The following is a 20,717-nucleotide window of genomic DNA, read 5'->3' as shown; positions in this document are numbered from 1 at the left end:
CTCTCCTGTATCTTTCCCTATCTTTCTTTGTAAAATGCCTGTACTTTATCGATGATATAATCCGCCTGCTCCAGTGACAGATTATAATACAGCGGCAGACGAACTAACCGCTCACTTTCTGCTGTTGTATAACGGTCTTCTCCGGCAAAGACACCGTACCGCATTCCTGCCGGTGCTGTATGTAATGGAATATAATGAAAGACTGCCTGTATACCCTGCTCTTTTAAATAACTGATCAGTGCTGTCCGTTCTTCCAGGTCTCTTGCTTTCAGATAAAACATATGTGCATTGTGCACACAGCCTTCCGGTATCGTAGGACGCACAATTTTTCCTTCATCTGCCAGTTTGCCAAGTCCATCCCAGTAACGGTTCCAGACAGACAGACGTTTTTTATTGATTTCTTCTGCCTGTTCCAGCTGTGCATAGAGATATGCTGCATTCAGTTCACTTGGAAGATAGGAAGAACCTGCTTCCACCCAGGTATATTTATCAATCTGTCCGCGGAAGAATTTGCTGCGGTTAGTTCCCTTCTCCCGGACGATCTCGGCATTTTCTACATTCTTTTCATCACGGATCAGGAGTGCTCCTCCTTCTCCCATGCTGTAATTCTTTGTCTCATGGAAACTATAACAGCCAAAATCTCCCATTGTACCAAGTACCCTGCCTTTATAAGAAGCCATGACACCCTGGGCGGCATCTTCAATTACCAGAAGATGATATTTCTCTGCAATTGCAAGAATCTTATCCATTTCACAGGATACTCCGGCATAATGTACCGGAACGATCGCTTTCGTCTTATCGGTAATCGCATGTTCAATCAGTTTTTCGTCTATATTCATGGTATCCGGACGGATATCCACAAACACCGCCTTAGCACCTCTTAAGACAAAGGCATCTGCTGTAGATACAAAGGTATATGCCGGCATGATCACTTCGTCTCCCGGCTGAATCCCGGATAAAATAGCTGCCAGTTCTGTTGCGTGGGTACAGGATGTTGTCAGTAATGCCTTTTTTGTCCCGGTATGTTCTTCCAGCCAGGCATTACATTTCTTTGTAAATTCTCCATCTCCACAAATCTTCTTGTTCTCTACCGCCTTACGGATATAATCCATGCTTTTTTCCATATAAGGTGGTTCATTGAAATTAATCATTTCTATGCCTCCGTTATATATTCATGATATTGCACCACTTTTTACAATACCAGACCATTTATGGTTCTCACTCTTTCAGTGAAAAATCTGCTTTATCCAGTGTCAGATTCGGATTATAATACGGATCCCCTTTTTCCAGAATATCTCCCCAGCGTTCTCCAAATAAAGCGATCTCCCGCTGGAATCTTGCCACTTTATCCGCAGAATCTTCCAGACCTCTTGATTTTGATTCATAATGGTAGAACTGTGCATATGGATTGTATACTACAAGATAACCTGCTTTTCTTACTTTCAGGCAGAAGTCAATATCATTGAAAGCTACTTTGTATTCTTCATCCAGTCCCCCGACTTCTTCATATACACTTTTTCGTACCATAAGACAGGCAGCTGTTACTGCTGATAAATCCTGCACACTTATGCTCCTGGAAAAATATCCATTGTCTTCTTTGTCCTGTCCGATAAATGCATGACCTGCAATACCGCCAAATCCAACGATAACACCTGCATGCTGTATGGTATTATCTTCATATAATAATTTTGCTCCGGCGATTCCTACATCCGGGCGCATACATACATCCAGCATTTCCTTGATGCTGTCTGGTTCGATCATCTCCGTATCATTGTTCAGAAGAAGGATATATTCTCCCTTTGCCTGCGCCACACCGAAGTTATTGATCTTCGAATAATTAAAGTCTCCTTTGTAATATAAGACAGTTACATTATCTCTTGTCTCTATCTCTTTATAATAAGCAAAGGTCTCTTCTTCTGTACTGTTATTCTCTACAATGATAAATTCAAAATTCCGGTAGGTGGATTTCTCTTCGATGGAATCCATACATTTTCTCAAGTCTGCCACATGGTCTTTATTCGGAATGATAATCGAAAGCAATGGTTCTTCTTTCCATTGATAACGGGTATGATACATTCCATAAAAAGGTCCTCTTTCTACTTCTGCTGGAATTCCAATTCTGTCATAATGTGCTTTTACCGCCTTGCATCCATTAGTAAATGCATACAGCTTGCTTTCCGGATTCTCTGAAGTTGACTGGGAATGACATCTCCAATGATACAGCACTCTTGGAATATGGGCAATATGTTCTGCTGCCTCGGTACAACGCAGTATAAAATCATGATCCTGTGCGCCATCATATTCACTCTGAAAGAAACCTGCTTTCTCCAGAATCGTCTTATGGAATACGAATAAATGGCAGATATAATTCATGGTACATAATAAATCAATATTAAAATCAGATTTAAAATGTGGTTCAAAATAGTGTCTGCCATTCATGTCCACCTTATCTTCATCCGAATAAATAATGTCTGTCTGCGGCTCTTTCTGTATTGCTTTCGCACACTGATATAATGCTTCCGGTGAAAGCAGATCATCATGGTCTGTCAATACAATAAAATCTCCATTCGCCATTTTCAGTGCTTCATTGGTATTACCGGCAATTCCTTCATTGCTTTCCAATAAAATATATTTTATACGCTTATCCTCTTTTGCATATATATCTACAGTTTCTTTCAGGGATTTTTCTTTTCCGCTTCCATCTGCAAGACACAGTTCCCAGTTGGTATATGTCTGCGCCTGTACCGACTCTATCATTTCACGCAGGAATTTTTCTTTGGTACAATACAATGGAACAACAATGGAAAACAATGGACCGCCTTCGATCACATCCTGTCTCTGCCGCTCCAGTTCATTTTCGTCTACTCCATATTTCTTCAGAAATTCCTCGTAATTCATCGTGTCCTTTTTGCCCTTTAACTTATAGAACACCTTACGCACCATTTTCCGGAAGCCATAATGTTTCCAATACGCAATCGCTTTTCTCACATAGCCGGAACCAGTCTGTTTTTCTTCTCCCTGGCGGACTTTTTCCAATAATATTTCAAACCGCTTCTGCTTATCTGCTGCTTTCAGTATAAGTACCAGTCTCTTTCCTCCCTGATCCGGTACAAAGATTTCATAACCACAATTTATACTGTCTGAAAGTTCTCCAAAAACATCTACTACATCTTTACGATATTTCCACTGTACTTCAAATGGTACACTTTTTTTATCGATAAAAACTTCACATTTGGTTGTATCCCCTGCTGCACTCCATCCGGTCAGAACAATTTTATCCTCTTCTAAACGTTCCATCTCCAGATTGCTTTCCAGCTGGCTGCATATGCTCTGATATAATTTTCCATCTGCCCGAAAAGACAACGCTTCCTCACTGCCCTTGCAGCTGTATACCCGGATTTCTGTAACCGGTTCTTCCGGTATTCCAAATTCTCCTGTAACTTCTTCTCCTACATTCATCTGGTAATGCAGATATCTTCTTCTGACATCCACACTTTTCTCTATTGTTATCTCTACTGGAATTTCCTTTTTATTTACATATACTTTAATCGTTCTTCCTTCCGGATTATCTTCTGGAAAGAAACCACGAAAAACCATTCGATTCTGTTTCGTCAGATGCATTCTCATGCTCTCTGTCACGAAATCATAATTTATCATATTCTTAAGTATTCCTCCTTAGAAAACATAGTTATCTATATTGTATCAAAAAGAATCCGGATGGTCAAATAATGACCATCCGGATTCCAGTCTTTTTTCCAGTATTTTCTGATTTTTCAATTATTGGAAACTTCCAAGATAATGTCCGTCTGTTGTATCCATATTATAATAGTAGACACCATCTGTGATCAATCCGCGGGCTACCATTCCATTCCAGTGGTAGAATACAATTCTTCCCCATGGATCATAGGAGAACTGATTCGTTTTTAATGTTCCATCTGCATTTGCATATCCATAATCCATGCCATTTGCGAACTGGAACCATCCACTATTCTCCATTTTACCATTTGCATTCAGATAATATGTCTTATTGCCAACAAAAGTAATCTGGTCCTTATAAATATATCCCAGTGAATCAAAGTAACAGGTATATCCTACTTTGGAGCAATAATAGAAATCCATAAATACTTCGTGTCCCTTTTCATCGAAACAGATAATATGTGTTCCATCCGGATGATAAGTCAGATTGTCTTTCATTGCTGTTCCATCTGCCTGGATATAATAAGTAAAATATCCGTCAAATATAAACTGATTGTAAATAGGTGTTCCATCCGGATAATATGCATGTATTGTTCCATCTGCATCTGTCTTAAAACGGTTGCCGGTATACTGGCAATTCGTTACTGCCATATTACTGCCTGATGTATTTGCAATCTGGTCTGAAGAATAATTTACATTATCATCTACATAGCCTCTGTTATAGCAGTTTTCTACATATACATAGCTACCAGTCCCATCCTCAGTTCCAAAATTATTCATGGCACCGCCAATTCCGCCTAAAACATCTATATTGACATCACTCCTGCCGTTTTCACTATAAATACTTCCTGAGTTACCACATCCTTTTACATATATCGTTCCAGTTTTGGAAATTACAGCACCGCCAAATACGCCTCCAACAGAGGAACTTCCTGATTTCTTTGCAGTAATATTTCCACTGTTTCCGCAGCCTTCTACAACAATATTATCTCCACCCGAAGGAATTTCCACACCATTCTGCATATAGGAATTTCCACGGTTAATATTTCCAATTACTCCTCCCAGGCTACCTGTACCGGAAATATTTCCTGCATTTGTACAATTCTTAATCGATGATGTACTATTGTCACCTTTTCTTGTGGCTTCACCAATGACACCGCCAATTGTTGCGGCTCCATTTCCAGCATCTCCGGAAATATCACCTGAATTTTTACAGTTTTCTATACTAAACTGGGTATTTCCGCTAAATCTTGTTTCATCACCGATGATTCCGCCTGCATAAACATGACAATTACTGGTTGTAAAGCTGATTGCTCCGGTATTTTCACAATCCACCACATTTGTTCCACCATTCAGCCCTATAATACCGCCCACTTCCGAAATATTTCCGGAAATATATCCTTCATTCTTACAGCGGTAAATGTCACCTACATTAGTTGCTGCAACTCCGCCAACACGGATATTAGAGCTTCCACCAGAGGTAATATTCACCTGGCTGACACAGTCCTCAATGGTTCCTGTATTAGTTGCTGCAATTCCACCAATATCAATAAATGACGCACTGTTTACCTGCAGATTGCCCACTACAGTAAGATTACTGATCCGTCCCAAGTTATAGGAAAACAGGGACTTGTCTCCATTGATTCCATATATGATATGTCCATTTCCATTAAATGTTCCTTGCAGCTGCATACCTGCAATGTTCCCTATATATGCGCTGATATCAATATCATTCATGAGAACATAATTGTCTCCCATTGATGTATCTGCATGATTCACCAGGTCTGCTGCCGTATAAATATAAACAGTTCCGCTTGCATAGTTCTGGGACACCACCGTCTCTTCATCCATTGTCTGCGCATATGCAGTCTCATTTATTCCTGTCGTAAATAATGTCACCATTGCTGTCATTGTTAAAAATGTAACCAGTTTTCTTTTCATCCAAAATCTCCTCTTATTTACTGGAAACTTCCAAGATAATGTCCGTCTGTTGCATCCATATTATAATAATATACACCATCTGTAATTAATCCACGGGCTACCATTCCATTCCAGTGATAGAATACAATTCTTCCCCATGGATCATAAGAAAATCCATCACATTTCAAAGTTCCATCCGTATTCGCATATCCAAAATCCCTGCCATTTGCGAACCGGAACCAGCCACTGTTCTCCATCTTTCCATTTGCATTCAGATAAAATACTTTATCGCCAACAAAGGTAATCTGATCTTTATAAATATATCCCTGGGAATCAAAATAGCAGGTATATCCCACACTTGGACAGTACTGGAAATTATTAAACACCTCATGTCCTTCTGTATCCAGATAAATAATATGTTCTCCATCCGGATGATAAGTCAGACGGTCTTTCATCGGTGTTCCATCTGCCTGCATATAATAGGTATAACTTCCGTCAAATACAAATTTATTGGTAATCAGTTTTCCTTTTTCATCATAGCTGCGGATATTTCCATCTACTTCACGATAAAAACTGATTCCATTATAAGAGGACACTTTTCCGATATAATCTGAATTACATGCCGGTCTGTATGCACTCAGACAACTTTCCACTTCATGATATCCCTCATTTATTGTAGCATCTGATTTGCAAAAATAATTATAATACCAGCTATTGTCTGAATCAGAATCATCCCAGGTACAATCTACAACATACCAGTTATTATCCAGCTTCACTTCGTTCCATTCATGATATGGACTGGTTACACAGATTGCAGATATGCCTGCTGCATTGCATAACAGGGAAAAGAGCTGTGCATAGCCTGCGCATACTGAGTTTCCCGTCAGTACTGCTGTTCCGCTGCTCTGATGCTTTTCCTGATTGCTGGAATCATTATCATATACGATGTTCGCACATACAATATCATGTGCTTTTTTAATTTTAAAGTAATCTGAGGATTCTGCATTAATCTCATTTATCCAGTTATTCACTTTTGCATTAAACTGGGCAGTATATTTTGCACGTACATATCCTTTCTGATAATCCGGATAAATTGCCAGTGCCACATATTGTTTTGAACCCTGATATCCTTTAAAAGCGGATGTACCACGGACAAAATAATACTGCGGGTTTGAAAGCGTAAATATCCAAACAACTTCCCACAAATCATCTGTTGACATGCCTGTGCATTCTATGTAGTCTGTCCTTGCATAAGAAGAACCATCTACTACCGCATCCTCCTGTGTATCCAGATACTGTTCACATTCATACTGCATACTATTATATAATGTTCTCTTTTCATAAGATAACTGATTATAGTAATAGCTGGAACTGTAATCAGTACCAGAAGCACTATATGTCTCTGCTCTGTATTCCTGGTCTTCCAATGTGAGGGCATCGGCAACATCCTCTTCTGTCAGTGTTACCTCTTCAATTCCCACCGGAAGATATCCCGTCTTATCTGTCACCTCATCTGCCACCGGTTCCGCCCATACATTTATCGGTAATACCTGCATCATCATCGCTACAATTGCTAATAAAGCAATTCCCCTTTTCCATCTTTTCATATTTTCTCTCCATTTCTTATCTTGATTTGTGATTGCCATATATCATTTATATTATATCAGCTTTATTCACCTCTTTTCAATAGAAAACCGCTTTCCGATTACATATAATCAGAAAGCGGCTATTCCCATATCTTATTATTTTATTTTTCTGCTATTATTACGGTCCTACATAAGTAACATATGCATTACATACATCAAGCATCTGTCCATTGGATACTCTTACTTCAACAGTCTCTCCATCATAAGTAAACTGGTGGCTGCTTGCAACACTATTTAAGAATGATGAATCATTCCACAGATTATAATAACGTCCCTCACCAGGATCGGTTGCTGCTGTAATACGATATACACCTGCGCCAATATGTACACCAACTTTTGCATTTAAATTGCAGGCAGAGAGGTTTACCGCCTGGGATGCAAGATTCGGAGTTGCTATTCCCTCAAAAAGCCAAACCGTTTCACCTGGCACTGCTGTAAAAATCAGGTTCTGATCACTCCAATCAGATCTTACTACATCATTATTACTATCATAAATTGTGAAAGCCGAACCATTTCCCTGATTTGCAATAAAATATTCACCTGCCGGCATATTTACTCCAACAATATAGTATGATGGACCATATAACGGATTAGTGTTACCAGTAGAAAAGCTTCCCAGATAATGTCCATCATCTGTAGACATACTATAATAATTATTTCCATCTGCAATTAAACCACGGGCTACCATTCCATTCCAATGATAGAATACAACTCTTCCCCATGGATCATAATCAAATCCAGAGCAGTTTAAAGAGCCATCATCAAAAGCATATCCGTAATCCACACCATTTGCAAACCGGAACCAGCCGCTATCCTCCATTTTACCATCTGCATTCAGATAATATGGTTCATTGTCTACAAAGGTAATCTGATCCTTGTAGATATACCCCTGTGAATCAAAATAACAGGTATAGCCTACGCTCGGGCAGTACTGGAAATTGCTGAATACTTCATGTCCCTTTGAATCAAAATAGATAATGTGTACTCCATCCGGATGATAGGTCAAACGATCTTTCATCGGTGTTCCATCTGCCTGTGCATAATAGGTATAGGTTCCATCAAACACAAAATCATTGATTACCATATGACCATTGCTATACAGGTGTCCATCATTACTAAGTGTTCCTGTTGTGTATGCTTTTGCAGATGTCTTGTTCACAGAAAATGCGGCAAGAATAACTCCCAAACATACAACAACTTTCATCAGTTGTTTTTTCATAAACTTCTTTCTCCATTTCTTTTTATGTAGTTTTTAGTTACAAATAAACTATAGCAGTTCTAATGCTGGTTTTCAACCAATATTTTCTAATTTTTTATTTAAATAGGACTCTGATCTTCTATTGAGAATCCATCCAGGAAATGTCCATCATAGTAATCCATGTTATAAAGATATACTCCATCGGAAATTATGCCACGGGCTACGATTCCATTCCAGTTGTAGAAGACAACTCTTCCCCATGGATCATAAGAAAATCCATTATTCCGCAAGGTTCCATCTGTATCTGCAAATCCGCAGTCCTTACCGTTCGCGAAGTAGAACCAGCCGGAATCTTCCATCTTACCGTTTGCATTCAGATAATATGGCACACTATCTACAAATGTAATCTGATCTTTATAGATATAGCCCTGGGAATCAAAGTAACAGGTATATCCTACAGCTTCACAATACTGGAATTTGTTAAAAACTTCATGACCATTCTCGTCAAAGTAAATAATATGTTCTCCATCCGGATGATAAGACAGACGGTCTTTCATCGGTGTTCCATCTGCCTGCGCATAATAAGTATAAGTTCCATCAAAGACAAAATCATTGATTACTTTTTGTCCTTCTGAATACAGATACTGCACTCCGTTCTCCGTCTTAAGTTCTCCCGTTATGTGTGCGGTATGTGCCTCCGCCGTTATCTTATTACTGCCTGCCAACGTTACTGCCATGAGTCCCAGACACGCCGCAGTCTTCCAAAAATGTTTCTCCATAAATTGCTTTTTCATAAATTTTCTTCTCCTTTTACCTCATAAATTTTACCAGTATCTGTCTCCAATAAACATCTGTACCCAATAACAGTAGTATGGACCGGAACCATAATAATATCCTACTCCCAGTGCCGTATAACTTTCTTTCAGAATATTGGCTCTGTGTCCTGGTGAATTCATCCAGTCACTCACCACCTCCTGTGGGCTACTCTGTCCTGCTGCAATATTCTCTCCGGCAGAACCATATCCATCTGTTACATACTCATCCAGTGCCGTAAAGCAGGATCTTCCATCCGGACGTATATGATCGAATACTGTGCTGATTTCACCTGCACGTACCTGTGCTGCCTGCTGCACCTGTTCGTTTAACTTTAATGGTGCAATGTTTCTGCTTAACCGTTCTTCATTGACAAGGTCAAGTACCTGGAGCTGATAGGTATCTGACGGTGCAACGCCTGCCGCTTTAAAACGTCCCAGGTAATGTCCATCCCCTTCATCCATGCTATAATACCATAATCCATCGGATATCAGACCTCTTGCTACCATTCCATTCCAGTGGTAAAAGACAACACGTCCCTGATTATCTTTTGCAAATTTATTATTTATTAAACATCCGTCAGATTCCGCATATCCGTAATCTCTTCCATTCGCATACCGGAACCAGCCATTCTGCTCTAACGCCCCATTTGCATTTAAATAATATGGCTGTCCGTCCAGGTATGTTGTCTGGTCTTTATACAGATAGCCCTGGGAATCAAAATAGCAGGTATAACCTACACTCGGGCAATACTGAAAATTATTAAAGACTTCATGCCCATCTTCGTCAAAATAAATAATATGTTCTCCATCCGGATGATAGGTCAACCGATTTGTCATTGGTGTCCCATCTGCCTGGGCATAATAGGTATAAGAGCCATCAAATACAAAGTCATTGATCACTTTCTGATTGCCGGAATATAAATAATAGTTTCCATTCATATATTCCAGATTTCCTGTTGTAAATGCCTTTGCATCCATTTTGTTCATGCAGCACACACCCAGCACTACTGCACAAAAAGTGATTATCTTCTGCAATGTTTTTTTCATTTCACCCCTCCTTTCGGTTTAATATCTAAACAGTTTTGCCATATAAAGATTAACAATATTATAGCCATAATTTTTAGCAGTCGCCCATCCTTTTCCATATGGGTTCTCCTGGATTCCAAGCCACTCTACATATGGTGCAGTTCCTCTCTTTACATATTGGAACCGTGAATCCACACATGGCTGGTTCAGACCAGCAGTTGATGCATAGGCCTTCAAGTGCTGTACCTGTGCCCGGATTCCTTCCCTTACACTGCCAAAGGAATTTCCCGGTGCTCCATTACCAGTTGCTCCTAATCCGGCAAAGTTATACTGGTTAATCTGTACATCCCCGCCATATCGTAAAAATCCGGTTTCCAGCATCGCCTGGCAGAATGCCACTTCTGCTTTCAGTCCTTCTGCCTGGCATTCTTCCAGATATATCTGGCAAAATGCTTCTATTGTCGGTGCATCGGAAGATGCATAGAATTCCGGATAAGCATTATTGGCATTATAATATGCAACCATCTGGGAAATATTGGTACTGGTCGTTCCCATGATCTCATATCTTGCCGTCACCTGATAAGCAATGCAATAGCTTTCTACTGTTCCGTCACTGGTTCTTGCTTCCACATATACCCAGTAATTACCAGAACCCGGATACCAGGATACCCAGTTGCTTCCCGTCCAGTCTGTCAGTGTAGACCAGGTACTGGTGCTAAGGTCATAAATCTGCCAGCGGAATGCTGGTGATGTATCATTGGTATTATAAGATACACCAAGATTTATTGCGGCTTTATCATTCACACTGCAGATTCCATTAATCGTTATGTATTTATGATTGTAATTTCTTGCTGCATTAAAACAGATTGTATATTCTTTCGTCACACCATCTGATGTCCGTGCTGTCACATGCATCCAGTAATTGCCTTTGTCCGGATACCAGGATACCCAGTTGCTTCCCGTCCAGTCTGCTACCAGATTCCACTCCTGCTTATCCAGGTTATATGCTTCCCATTTAAATGTCACATTGGAATCATCACTATCATAAGCAATTCCGACATCAATCCGGTCATCATAAATATTGTAGCACATTCCATTGAGGTTTAATGAATGATGGGAATAATCTTTCTGTGATGCAAAACACATAATCGTATTCTGTGTCGCACCATCCGGTGTCATTGCCTCTACATAGAGCCAGAAGTTGCCCTGTTCCGGTTTCCATGTTACCCAGTTGCTTCCCGTCCAGTCTGCCACCATGCTCCATTGCTGTTTATCCAGGTTATATGCCTGCCATCTGAATTTCACATCTGATGCATTGCTGTCATACGCCACACCTACATCAATACCATTATCTCTCATGATATAACACATTCCATTCAGATCAAGATAATAGCCGGTATAATTATGTGTTGCTGCATAGGAAACTGTCTTCGTCGTACCATTTCCATTGCTGTCAATTGCTGCTACCTGTACCCAGTAATTACCAGCTTTTGGCTGCCATTCCACTTTAGATTCTGTGGTCCATTCTGATATAACACCCCAGCTCTGTGCAGCCAGGTCATAATACAGATAACGATACTTTATGCCCTTCATATCAGAACACTTTGCTGATACTTCCACGGAACTGTTTTTATCCTGAAAATCTATTTCATTAATCTGAAATCCCTGTTTCAAATTATAATACTGGGCAATTCCTGTTGCATCTGCCACACCCAGTTTCTTTAATTGTTCATCGGTCGATAAATAATTGGATACATCCGATGGATTGGTAACAAATGCATGTTCTACGATAATTGCCGGAATTCCTTCTTTCTTGCAATTACGGATTACAGCATAGTAATCTGCCTGGGAACCATCCGGATACTGATATTCCGGAACAGTATCTTTACATGTTCTGATCTTTGTTCCACGATTCTTTAGTCCCAGTGCAGTCAGCTGTCTTAAAATCTGAGAAGCCAGCTCTTCACCTGTCCGGCTGACAGACGGATTATAATTCGTATTCGGATAATAAATTTCTACTCCGGAAGCCTCTGATGAAGATGCTGAATTATTATGCAATGACACATAAATATCTGCTCCAACACTCTTTGCATATGCTACTCTGCTCTCATTACAGCTCTTTGCATCCACACTGCTGCCACCATATGGGCAGGTCTGTGAATCTCTTGTCATATATACGGTAACACCGCTGTATTTTTGCAGTTCTTCTTTGCAATACTGGGCTATTTTAAGATTAATTACAGATTCAGCCACTCCGTTTCCGCTTGTACCTCCATGGCTGCCATCATGTCCTGGATCCAGCACAACTACAATATTTCCGTTGCTGCCATAAGTAGAACGGGTAAGTCCATCTTCATTCTGTTCCTGACGCTGGTTCTCAATGGCTGATGCAATTGACTCTTCTGATATCTGGTTTCCATCTTTATCAAAAGATACTACATCATAATCCACATCCGGTTCTGTATCTTCTTCATTTATCACCTGTGCATCCGGCTGGGATTCTATATCACAGTTCACACCATAAGATACATTAACTCCTGCTTCTGAAAGAACCTGTGTATAAACTACTCCATTCACGGTTACTTCATAACTGTAGAGTGTATACACACCAGTCTTATTTTCATCCAGATATTTCTCTGTAAAAAGCATTGCATTTCCATCTATTGCTGATGCTTCCAATGCATACTGTTCCCCATCCTTTTTCTGAAGGAACAATCTGGCAGATTCTATTACTGTAGAATCGTCACCCACACTCAATACAATATTCTGTTCTCCATTTATTTCTACGTTGTTCTTATCAACATATACATAGTTTAATAATGGTGTTTCTTCCTGAACGGAAGCATCCTCTTCTGCCTGTTCTGTTTCCGGCTGTTCTGCTTCTGTCATTTTTGCTTCTTCGTTGATTTCTGTTGCTGTCTCTGTTTCTCCAGCCTGTTGTTCCGTCTCAGTCTGCGTCTCTGTCTCTGTTGTTTCCACGCTTTCTGCTTCATTTACTTCTTCAACCTGCTGCTCTGTTTCAGGCTGGACTGCTTCTGCGGCAAATACTCTCTGTACCGGTGCTTCTCCTGCCAGCATTAAGATTGCCAGTAAACATGCTGTTGCTCTTTTTAATATCTTCTTCATTTTATGTACTTCTTCCTTACTCGTATCTATAATATTCCTTAAACCATGTTACAAATTTACCTAAACCTTCATCAATTGATGTACTCGGTTTAAAATTAAAATCATGCATCAAATCACTTACATCTGCATAGGTCTGATAAACATCTCCCGGCTGCATTGGTAAAAATTCTTTCTTCGCCTCTCTGCCCAAATGCTTTTCCAGTGTCTGAATATAATCCATTAACTTTTCCGGTTTATTATTTCCAATGTTATATACTTTGTACTTTGCCCCTGTCTCTATTTCTTCTGGTGGATTTGGAAGAATATTGGCAATTCCTTTTACAATATCATCAATATATGTAAAATCACGCATCATATCGCCATTGTTATAAATCTGAATTGTTTCTCCATTCATAATCTTCTTTGCAAATTTAAAATATGCCATATCTGGTCTTCCAAATGGTCCATATACCGTAAAGAAACGAAGTCCGGTTGCCGGTATTCCATATAACTTGCTATAACAATGTGCCATCAATTCATTGGACTTCTTGGTTGCCGCATAAAGGCTTACCGGATAATCCACTTTATCTTCCACCGAAAACGGTACTTTTTTATTTGCTCCATAAACCGAGCTGGAAGATGCATATACTAAATGTTCTACTGGATAATGTCTGCAGCATTCCAGTATGTTATAAAAGCCAATCATATTGGATGAAATATATGCATCCGGATTATCAATGCTATATCTTACACCTGCCTGTGCGCCAAGATTTACTACGATATCAAAAGAATACTCCTGAAATAATTTTCCCAATGTTTCTTTATCTGCAAGATCACCCTTAATAAATGTATATCCTTCTCTTCCTTCCAAATCCTTTAATCTGTCATACTTTAACTGGACTTCATAATAATCATTCAGATTATCATATCCAATAACTGTACAATCATATTCTAATAATTGTTTACTCAGATGATAACCGATAAAACCAGCTCCACCAGTAACAAGAATTATTTTTCCTTTTAATTCTTCTGTTCCTCTGCTCATTACACTTCCTCCATTAATTTATGCTTGTATTTCCAATCTTTTTCTTTTTAACACAAAATTTTCCATCTAACAAGAGCAGATGCAAAAACAGGCAGTAACAAAAGTTACCGCCTGCGCCATTATCTTCCAATTGAACAATACTCTACGCCGCACCTTTTCATTTCGTCTGTATCATATAGATTTCTTCCTTCATATGTTTCATAATTATAAATTTATAGTACTCTTCTACTGTGCATTTGTAAACCCATAACACTGTTGATCAACCAGATTACCTGATGCATCATATAAATTAAACAGTGTCCAATAGTATCCCGGTACCGGCTGCCAGGTCGTCCACAAGGTATTTCCCTGGGTTCCACACTTACCGGTAGTATAAATCCAGGCGTCCTTTCCCTGCACATACAGATTGCAGTCTAATATCTGCATTTCATAATAATAACCTAGGTTATTAAAGCTCTGGATACCAATTAAATATCCATTTCCTGCCGGGTCAGGCATCTGGCAGATTGCTTCTATTGCATGGCGGTAATTAACTCCTACTGTGGTATTTACCACAGTTCCCTGTGCATCTTTTACCTCACAATAGACAAGGTAATCTCCACTTGATGACGGACTATAATGGATTCCATAGTCTGCAGACCAGTCACCTGCCTGAATCCACTGATTATTTTTCACATCATATACCAGCCAGCGGTAAGAAAGCTGTGATTTATCTGTGCCATCATTTACTACCGCCCCACCTTCAATCAGCCCATTTTCATACTGCCAGAGATAGATTCCAACAGAGGACAGTCCTGAAACAGCCGGTGCAGATTCAGGTGGATTAATGGCATTTCCATACTGGTAACCAGTAGTTGCAGTTTTTACGGAATTCGTATTTCCTGCAACCCGCACTTCCCCCTGTACCAGATAATTTCCAGCATTTTCCGGATACCAGTTCAATATATTCTGATTCAGCTGCCAACCACTGACCACTCTCCAGACTGCAGTACTCTGATCGTATACCAGCCAGCGATACTCCAAATCCGCAGACGCAGATGTCGTTGCACTCATTGCCATCTGCACACATGGGCCAGACTGATTATCTGGAATATAAAGCTGAGCTGAAGTAATAGTTGCTAATGTTGGTGCCGCTTTCCATATAATATCATCTGTCCAACTGCTGATTGGTGTTCCTGTATCATTTGGTTTTATATATTTCAAATACTGTTCTACAACAGTTGAAGCATATGGGCCATCCATATACTTAAATACATTATATGCCTGACGGCCTGTCCCGTCAGCATTCACAAGTCCCTGATAAAGACCTGCTCCTGTAGCACCAAGATTATCTTTAAATTGTACATAAATCATGGCATCTACCATATCATTTCTAGCTGCTGCATAATAAAGGTAAGCAAGACTTGCCGCCTGTGCTTCTTCCCCCAGGGTCTTAGCATCAAACCCCTGCTCTGACAAAATAATCCGATGCTTGGAACCATATGTATTCTTAATATAATCCGTCAGCACTTCCAAATTTGCCGCACATACAAAATTAGAAGTAATATCATGGGATAAATCTGCCGCTGCATCTTTGCTCCACATCGTCTTATCCATTTTGCGTGGATAAGCATGATATGCTATGTTCCAATTACGGCTCTGCTCTTTTGCTGCAAAACGGTCAATAAACGTTTTGGTTGGAATTCCTGTTCCAGCCAGATTATCATACCAGTTATGTGTCGGGCATACATACACTCTTGCATATGGACTGTTATCTTTCACTGCATCATAAAATAAATCAAAAGACTTTACAGCAATATCAACATTTGTATTGATATCATACGAACCACAGTAATTATAATGCTGAGGTGCTGTTATCTCATTTCCAAGAATCCAGTTCTGTATGAAACAATCTGACTGTCCAAATACATCTGCCAAATAATGGAAAGTTGCATCCAGTGTTGCTACAGCATCCGCATCCTGTACATTCAAAGCATAATAGAAATGTCCATTTTCTCTTCCTGCCGGATAAATCAGTTTCTGTATTTCCGGATTATCCGACCAACCTAATAATATTTCTGCTGTAATAATCTTACCAGCCGCCCGGAGTTCCCTGATTCTCCATTCAAAAACCTTTATATAATTTTCATAATTAAAATAATAGGTTTTTCCATTATAAACATATGGTGTTCCCGTTCCATCCGTGTTAATAATATTATTTAATTCCAGATTCACATAAACATGGTGGACAGAATTCTTCATTTCTGTATCAGAGCTGTCTGTCCAAAATTCTACTCCCTGAATACCTTTTTTATTTTCCGCTGTTGCTTCCACCACGTCAGACGCTGATGCTCTTTTTCCCATCAAGGTTGTTGCTGCTTTCGCCTGTGCCGGTACCATCATAGGAAATACCAGCAATACAACCAGTAAAAAAGCTACCAACTTTTGTCCTGTTCTTCGTATCCCTGCTCTTCTCATAATTATCTCCTTATCTGAATTGTCCTAAATAATGTCCATCCGCTCCATCCATATTATAATAAATATTACCATCCAAAATCAATCCCCTTGCTATCATTCCATTCCAATGAAAAAAAACTATTCTTTCATATGGTTCGTATGAAAACCCGGAATGCATCAGGGTTCCATCGGCATTTGCATACCCTAAATCCCTTCCATTGGCGAAGCGGAAAAGGCCCTGTTGCTCCATGGCTCCATTTGCATCCAGATAAATAATATGTTCTCCATCTGGATGATAAGTAAGCCTGTCCTTCATCGGTGTGCCATCACTTTTGAAATAGTACATACTTCCTTCATATTCTATCCGGCTGTTACGCACCATTCTGCCATTCTCATCATAGAAATAATAGCCACCCCCTTTTCCGTATCTTCCAAAAGTACCGGCAATGCAGCCGAGTAGATTGTATGATATGGAATCATACATACAACTTCAGCATCTGGATAATCATTTCTGATTCTCTGCAACATCGTGTAGTATGCATCTGCAAAATCATCTGTTTTACCATAAATGTATTCTTCTTTAATTTCTCCCATATCTACTTCACCCTGGGATAAAATATCATTCATTCCGGCAAATACAAAAATTTTGTCTGGGATTCCATTGCTTCCCAAATTAACAATTCTCTCCTCTAAGCCAAGATACCATTCATTTCCAATAAACTGCTTTTCATCTTCTGTTACTCCATCCCACGTTACCCTTGTGCCTCCAATGGATTCATTGACACCCAATATCCACTGTTCTTCACCCAGGAGACGCATCCACCAGGTACTTTCAACGGGCAACATGGACTCATCATAATAATAACCCTGTGTACCGCTATAATCTTTATATGTTGTTATGCTATCACCAAAAAAAGAAACTCTTATTCCATCTTCCGTTTCTTCTTCATTTTCCTCTTTACTCCATCGTTCTAATTTTCTCATAACAGCCGGCTCAAAATTCATCCCCGGCTTTTTTTCTTAAGCAATAGTATATGTCCTGCCAAAAGAATAATACCCACGATGGAAATGTATACCGGAATTGCATTACTATCCGGTACATAGTCAAGTTTTATAACATGGTTTCCTGCTGCAATTCTGCTTCCCATAAATCCATAATCTACCTGTTGTAATTGTACCTCTTTTCCATCTACATACAATTCCCAGTTCTTATCAAAAGGTATCATAAACAATAAGAATGAATCTTTTTCTGTTTCTATTGTTCCTGTAATCAAATTATTTTCATATGTGTCCATCTGCAAAAACGATTTTTCACTTATGCCCGATTGATATACCTCATCAATCGCATCTTCACTACTGCTTTCATAATGCAGATTTCCAATCTGATAAGTTCCTTTCTGAAAATACATGCATAAAGTATCTGTATTTTTATAATCTATGGTAAAGTTAACATTATTCATTCCTTCTGTAACTGAAATAATTTTCTGTTTCCAGACATCTCCCTCGTTCCACTGTATAAAAATTGAATTTTCTGTAGGAGAATAAATCTTGAAAGATACAATATATTCATTATCCTCCGTCCACTGCATATCCTTTGTCTGAAGGCAAATACGATTAAAATCCTCTGATTCACATTGTATTTCATACATATCATTTTTCCCGGCTAACGTTATACCTTCTAAATACATCTCCTCCAGGGTAATTTCCTCTGACTCGACATTCAGCTCATTCTGATACTGAGTCAAATTACTCTCCTGTATGTCATCTGAAACAATACAATTCAGTAGTGCAACGTCTTTTTGACGGATAGATAACTTTTCAAAATCTTCAATGGATATCGTCTGGTCTATTACCACACCCAACGGCATACTATAATTATTACGATAAATATTATAGTTTTCATTCTCATCAATCTTTTCAAATCCTCTTGGTGGAGTTTCTGTCTTATCTAATACTGCATACTTCACACTCGCCAAGGAATCTATCATATATCTGGACAAAAAGCCATTACTTCTTTTCCAGACAGGTCTGTAAGTTGGTTCTGCCTCTATAGCCTCCAGAAAATCAACATACCCGCTTTTTACACTTTGTTCTCCATATCCCATGCTATTAAAATTATACAAAACAGATTCTGTATTATAATCTGCCATACGCTGGTCCCGAAAATATATTCTGTAAAAATCTTCCTGTTCATTTTCCTTTATTCCATCAATCATCCTCTGATTTTCTCCGGTATCTACAATATATTTTAATCCATCTGCCAAATCTTCTGCAGCTGTCATTGTCGGATGAATAAAGAAATATATTTCAGTGCATACAATTATCATAAATATGTAATTCACTATGACTTTATTTTTTATTTTGTTAAACATCAATAGAAACAGCAGCCAAAGACTTAAATAAATAATTACTTTTCCAAACATAATCATATTGAGCCGGCTTTTAAAATCATCAATTCCCAGATTCACCCCCATAAAAGCCACCATAATCACCGCATATGTTATACAAAGTAATTTTCCGTCTATACATTGTACCCCGCGTACTACCTTATCCAATACATAGACTGTCGAAAAAATCAGGAAGGCAAGCATCCACATTGTGCTTAACTTAAAATAGTCCTCATCTGCACCTAGATTACATAAATAAGAAACTGCCGGAATCACACAATATGCTACAATAAATGCAAATAATCCGAGCCATACCTTTTTTCCCTTTTTATTCAGGAATTTTACACATTGTGGCAACAACAATAATACCAATAGTCCCACATAAAACAATGGTCCATCCAACGCATTCGGGCAAAAGGCAGTATTTCCAATTGCCCCTTCCAATGAAATTGCAAAACAGCTATTGAATGATGCTATAAGACGATCCGGTTCAGCAAATGCCAACAAATTTATCCACTTTGCAGAACTTCCAACCTGTGTACTAACATTTGCTACACGACCAGACGAAAATGTTGACATAATTTCCGGAATAAGACGATATGCCAATATAATAACAGAAACGATCATAATCAATGCACAGTTTCCAATATACTTCCAAAACTTTTTCCCACGATAATTTGTCACAAGATAATTACGAATTAACGTATAGCATAACATTGCAACTGAATACACCACTAAATGATATAATTGCAATTGTGTCCCCAATAAAACAATTGCAACCACCAACAGGAGCCAGTTGTTATCCTGAAAATAACATTCCAATGCATAAAGCAACAATGCAAAAAGGACAAATTCCAATGCATAGCTTGCCCAAAAACTTCTTACAATAAATGTAGCAGAATAAACATAACATAATGCACCATATACTGCCACTTTTTGCTTTATTCCAAGCTTTGTCAACGCACAATAGAACAACACTGCAGCCAAATACATTTTAATCAGATGATACCAGATAAATGTGTATTTAAGATTTTCTTTTCCAAAAAGGAGGAGAAATATATTTAAAGAAAAAGTCTGTCCACTAAAATCATAACTATTTCCCATACCCTCTGAAAAAGACCACCCCTTTATGCCGTCTCCTATATGATTTAACCAGTTCACCAGGCTTGAATATTGTTGGATAGCCATATCTTTTGATACTAAAAAAAACTCTTTTCCAATAATAAATTTCCAATACAAAAGCAGATTAAGAATTGTCATCAAGACAACCAACCAAATCCAACTGTATTTTTCTTTTAAAATGCTACCCTTCATATCCCACCTCAAATAAATCATTTCTGCCACTTTATATAAAACTAATCACAAAAATACACTATCGCAATCTAGCCTATCATTTGATCTGTTTCTATATTCTATTCTTCAATTAAGTCAATCCACTGTTTA

At 38.8% G+C, this 20,717-nt stretch carries 13 protein-coding genes; all 13 read right to left on the bottom strand.

Annotated elements, in window-relative coordinates; translation table 11 throughout:
* Positions 1-17: 17 nt before the first annotated feature.
* The 13 genes from rffA to DW059_RS09940 all read right to left on the bottom strand — a co-directional run bounded on the left by rffA (position 18) and on the right by DW059_RS09940 (position 20,588).
* Complete coding sequence (rffA, locus tag DW059_RS10000) at positions 18-1,151, bottom strand: dTDP-4-amino-4,6-dideoxygalactose transaminase (protein ID WP_117698682.1); 1,134 nt, start codon at positions 1,149-1,151, stop codon at positions 18-20.
* Positions 1,152-1,218: 67 nt separating this feature from the next.
* A complete protein-coding gene (locus DW059_RS09995) occupies positions 1,219-3,657 on the bottom strand; it encodes a glycosyltransferase family 2 protein (protein ID WP_242986202.1) in 2,439 nt (812 codons plus the stop codon).
* A 120-nt stretch (positions 3,658-3,777) separates the two neighbouring features.
* Positions 3,778-5,637: a hypothetical protein gene (locus DW059_RS09990; RefSeq protein WP_117698681.1), complete on the bottom strand. Its 1,860-nt coding sequence runs from the start codon at positions 5,635-5,637 to the stop codon at positions 3,778-3,780.
* A gap of 17 nt (positions 5,638-5,654) precedes the next feature.
* A complete protein-coding gene (locus DW059_RS09985) occupies positions 5,655-7,223 on the bottom strand; it encodes a transglutaminase domain-containing protein (protein WP_158552102.1) in 1,569 nt (522 codons plus the stop codon).
* A 157-nt stretch (positions 7,224-7,380) separates the two neighbouring features.
* Positions 7,381-8,481 (bottom strand): hypothetical protein, encoded by a 1,101-nt coding sequence (locus DW059_RS09980; protein ID WP_117698679.1) that lies wholly within the window; start codon positions 8,479-8,481, stop codon positions 7,381-7,383.
* A gap of 98 nt (positions 8,482-8,579) precedes the next feature.
* On the bottom strand, positions 8,580-9,254 hold the full coding sequence (locus tag DW059_RS09975; RefSeq protein ID WP_117698678.1) for a hypothetical protein: 675 nt from the start codon (positions 9,252-9,254) through the stop codon (positions 8,580-8,582).
* 30 nt (positions 9,255-9,284) lie between these two features.
* A complete protein-coding gene (locus DW059_RS09970; RefSeq protein ID WP_117698677.1) occupies positions 9,285-10,322 on the bottom strand; it encodes a CAP domain-containing protein in 1,038 nt (345 codons plus the stop codon).
* Positions 10,323-10,340: 18 nt separating this feature from the next.
* Positions 10,341-13,427, bottom strand: a complete 3,087-nt coding sequence (locus DW059_RS09965) for an N-acetylmuramoyl-L-alanine amidase (RefSeq protein WP_117698676.1) — start codon at positions 13,425-13,427, stop codon at positions 10,341-10,343.
* Positions 13,428-13,443: 16 nt separating this feature from the next.
* Positions 13,444-14,451, bottom strand: coding sequence for an NAD-dependent epimerase (locus DW059_RS09960; RefSeq protein ID WP_117698675.1), 1,008 nt, complete (start codon positions 14,449-14,451; stop codon positions 13,444-13,446).
* 225 nt (positions 14,452-14,676) lie between these two features.
* Positions 14,677-16,908, bottom strand: a complete 2,232-nt coding sequence (locus DW059_RS09955; protein ID WP_117698674.1) for a DUF5722 domain-containing protein — start codon at positions 16,906-16,908, stop codon at positions 14,677-14,679.
* A gap of 10 nt (positions 16,909-16,918) precedes the next feature.
* Positions 16,919-17,269 (bottom strand): hypothetical protein, encoded by a 351-nt coding sequence (locus DW059_RS09950; protein ID WP_117698673.1) that lies wholly within the window; start codon positions 17,267-17,269, stop codon positions 16,919-16,921.
* Positions 17,248-17,871, bottom strand: a complete 624-nt coding sequence (locus DW059_RS09945; protein ID WP_158552101.1) for an SGNH/GDSL hydrolase family protein — start codon at positions 17,869-17,871, stop codon at positions 17,248-17,250. Before DW059_RS09945 ends, DW059_RS09950 begins: the two co-directional genes overlap by 22 nt.
* 17 nt (positions 17,872-17,888) lie before the next feature.
* Positions 17,889-20,588 carry a YfhO family protein gene (locus DW059_RS09940; RefSeq protein ID WP_158552100.1) on the bottom strand — a complete coding sequence of 900 codons (2,700 nt, stop codon included), beginning with the start codon at positions 20,586-20,588 and terminating at the stop codon, positions 17,889-17,891.
* Positions 20,589-20,717 lie beyond the last annotated feature (129 nt).

This window comes from Roseburia sp. AF42-8 (assembly GCF_003435965.1).
In the GTDB taxonomy this organism is placed as follows: Bacteria; Bacillota; Clostridia; order Lachnospirales; family Lachnospiraceae; genus Roseburia_C; species Roseburia_C amylophila.
Note: the sequence above shows the minus strand (reverse complement) of the source record. Positions and strands in the feature narration are given on the sequence as shown.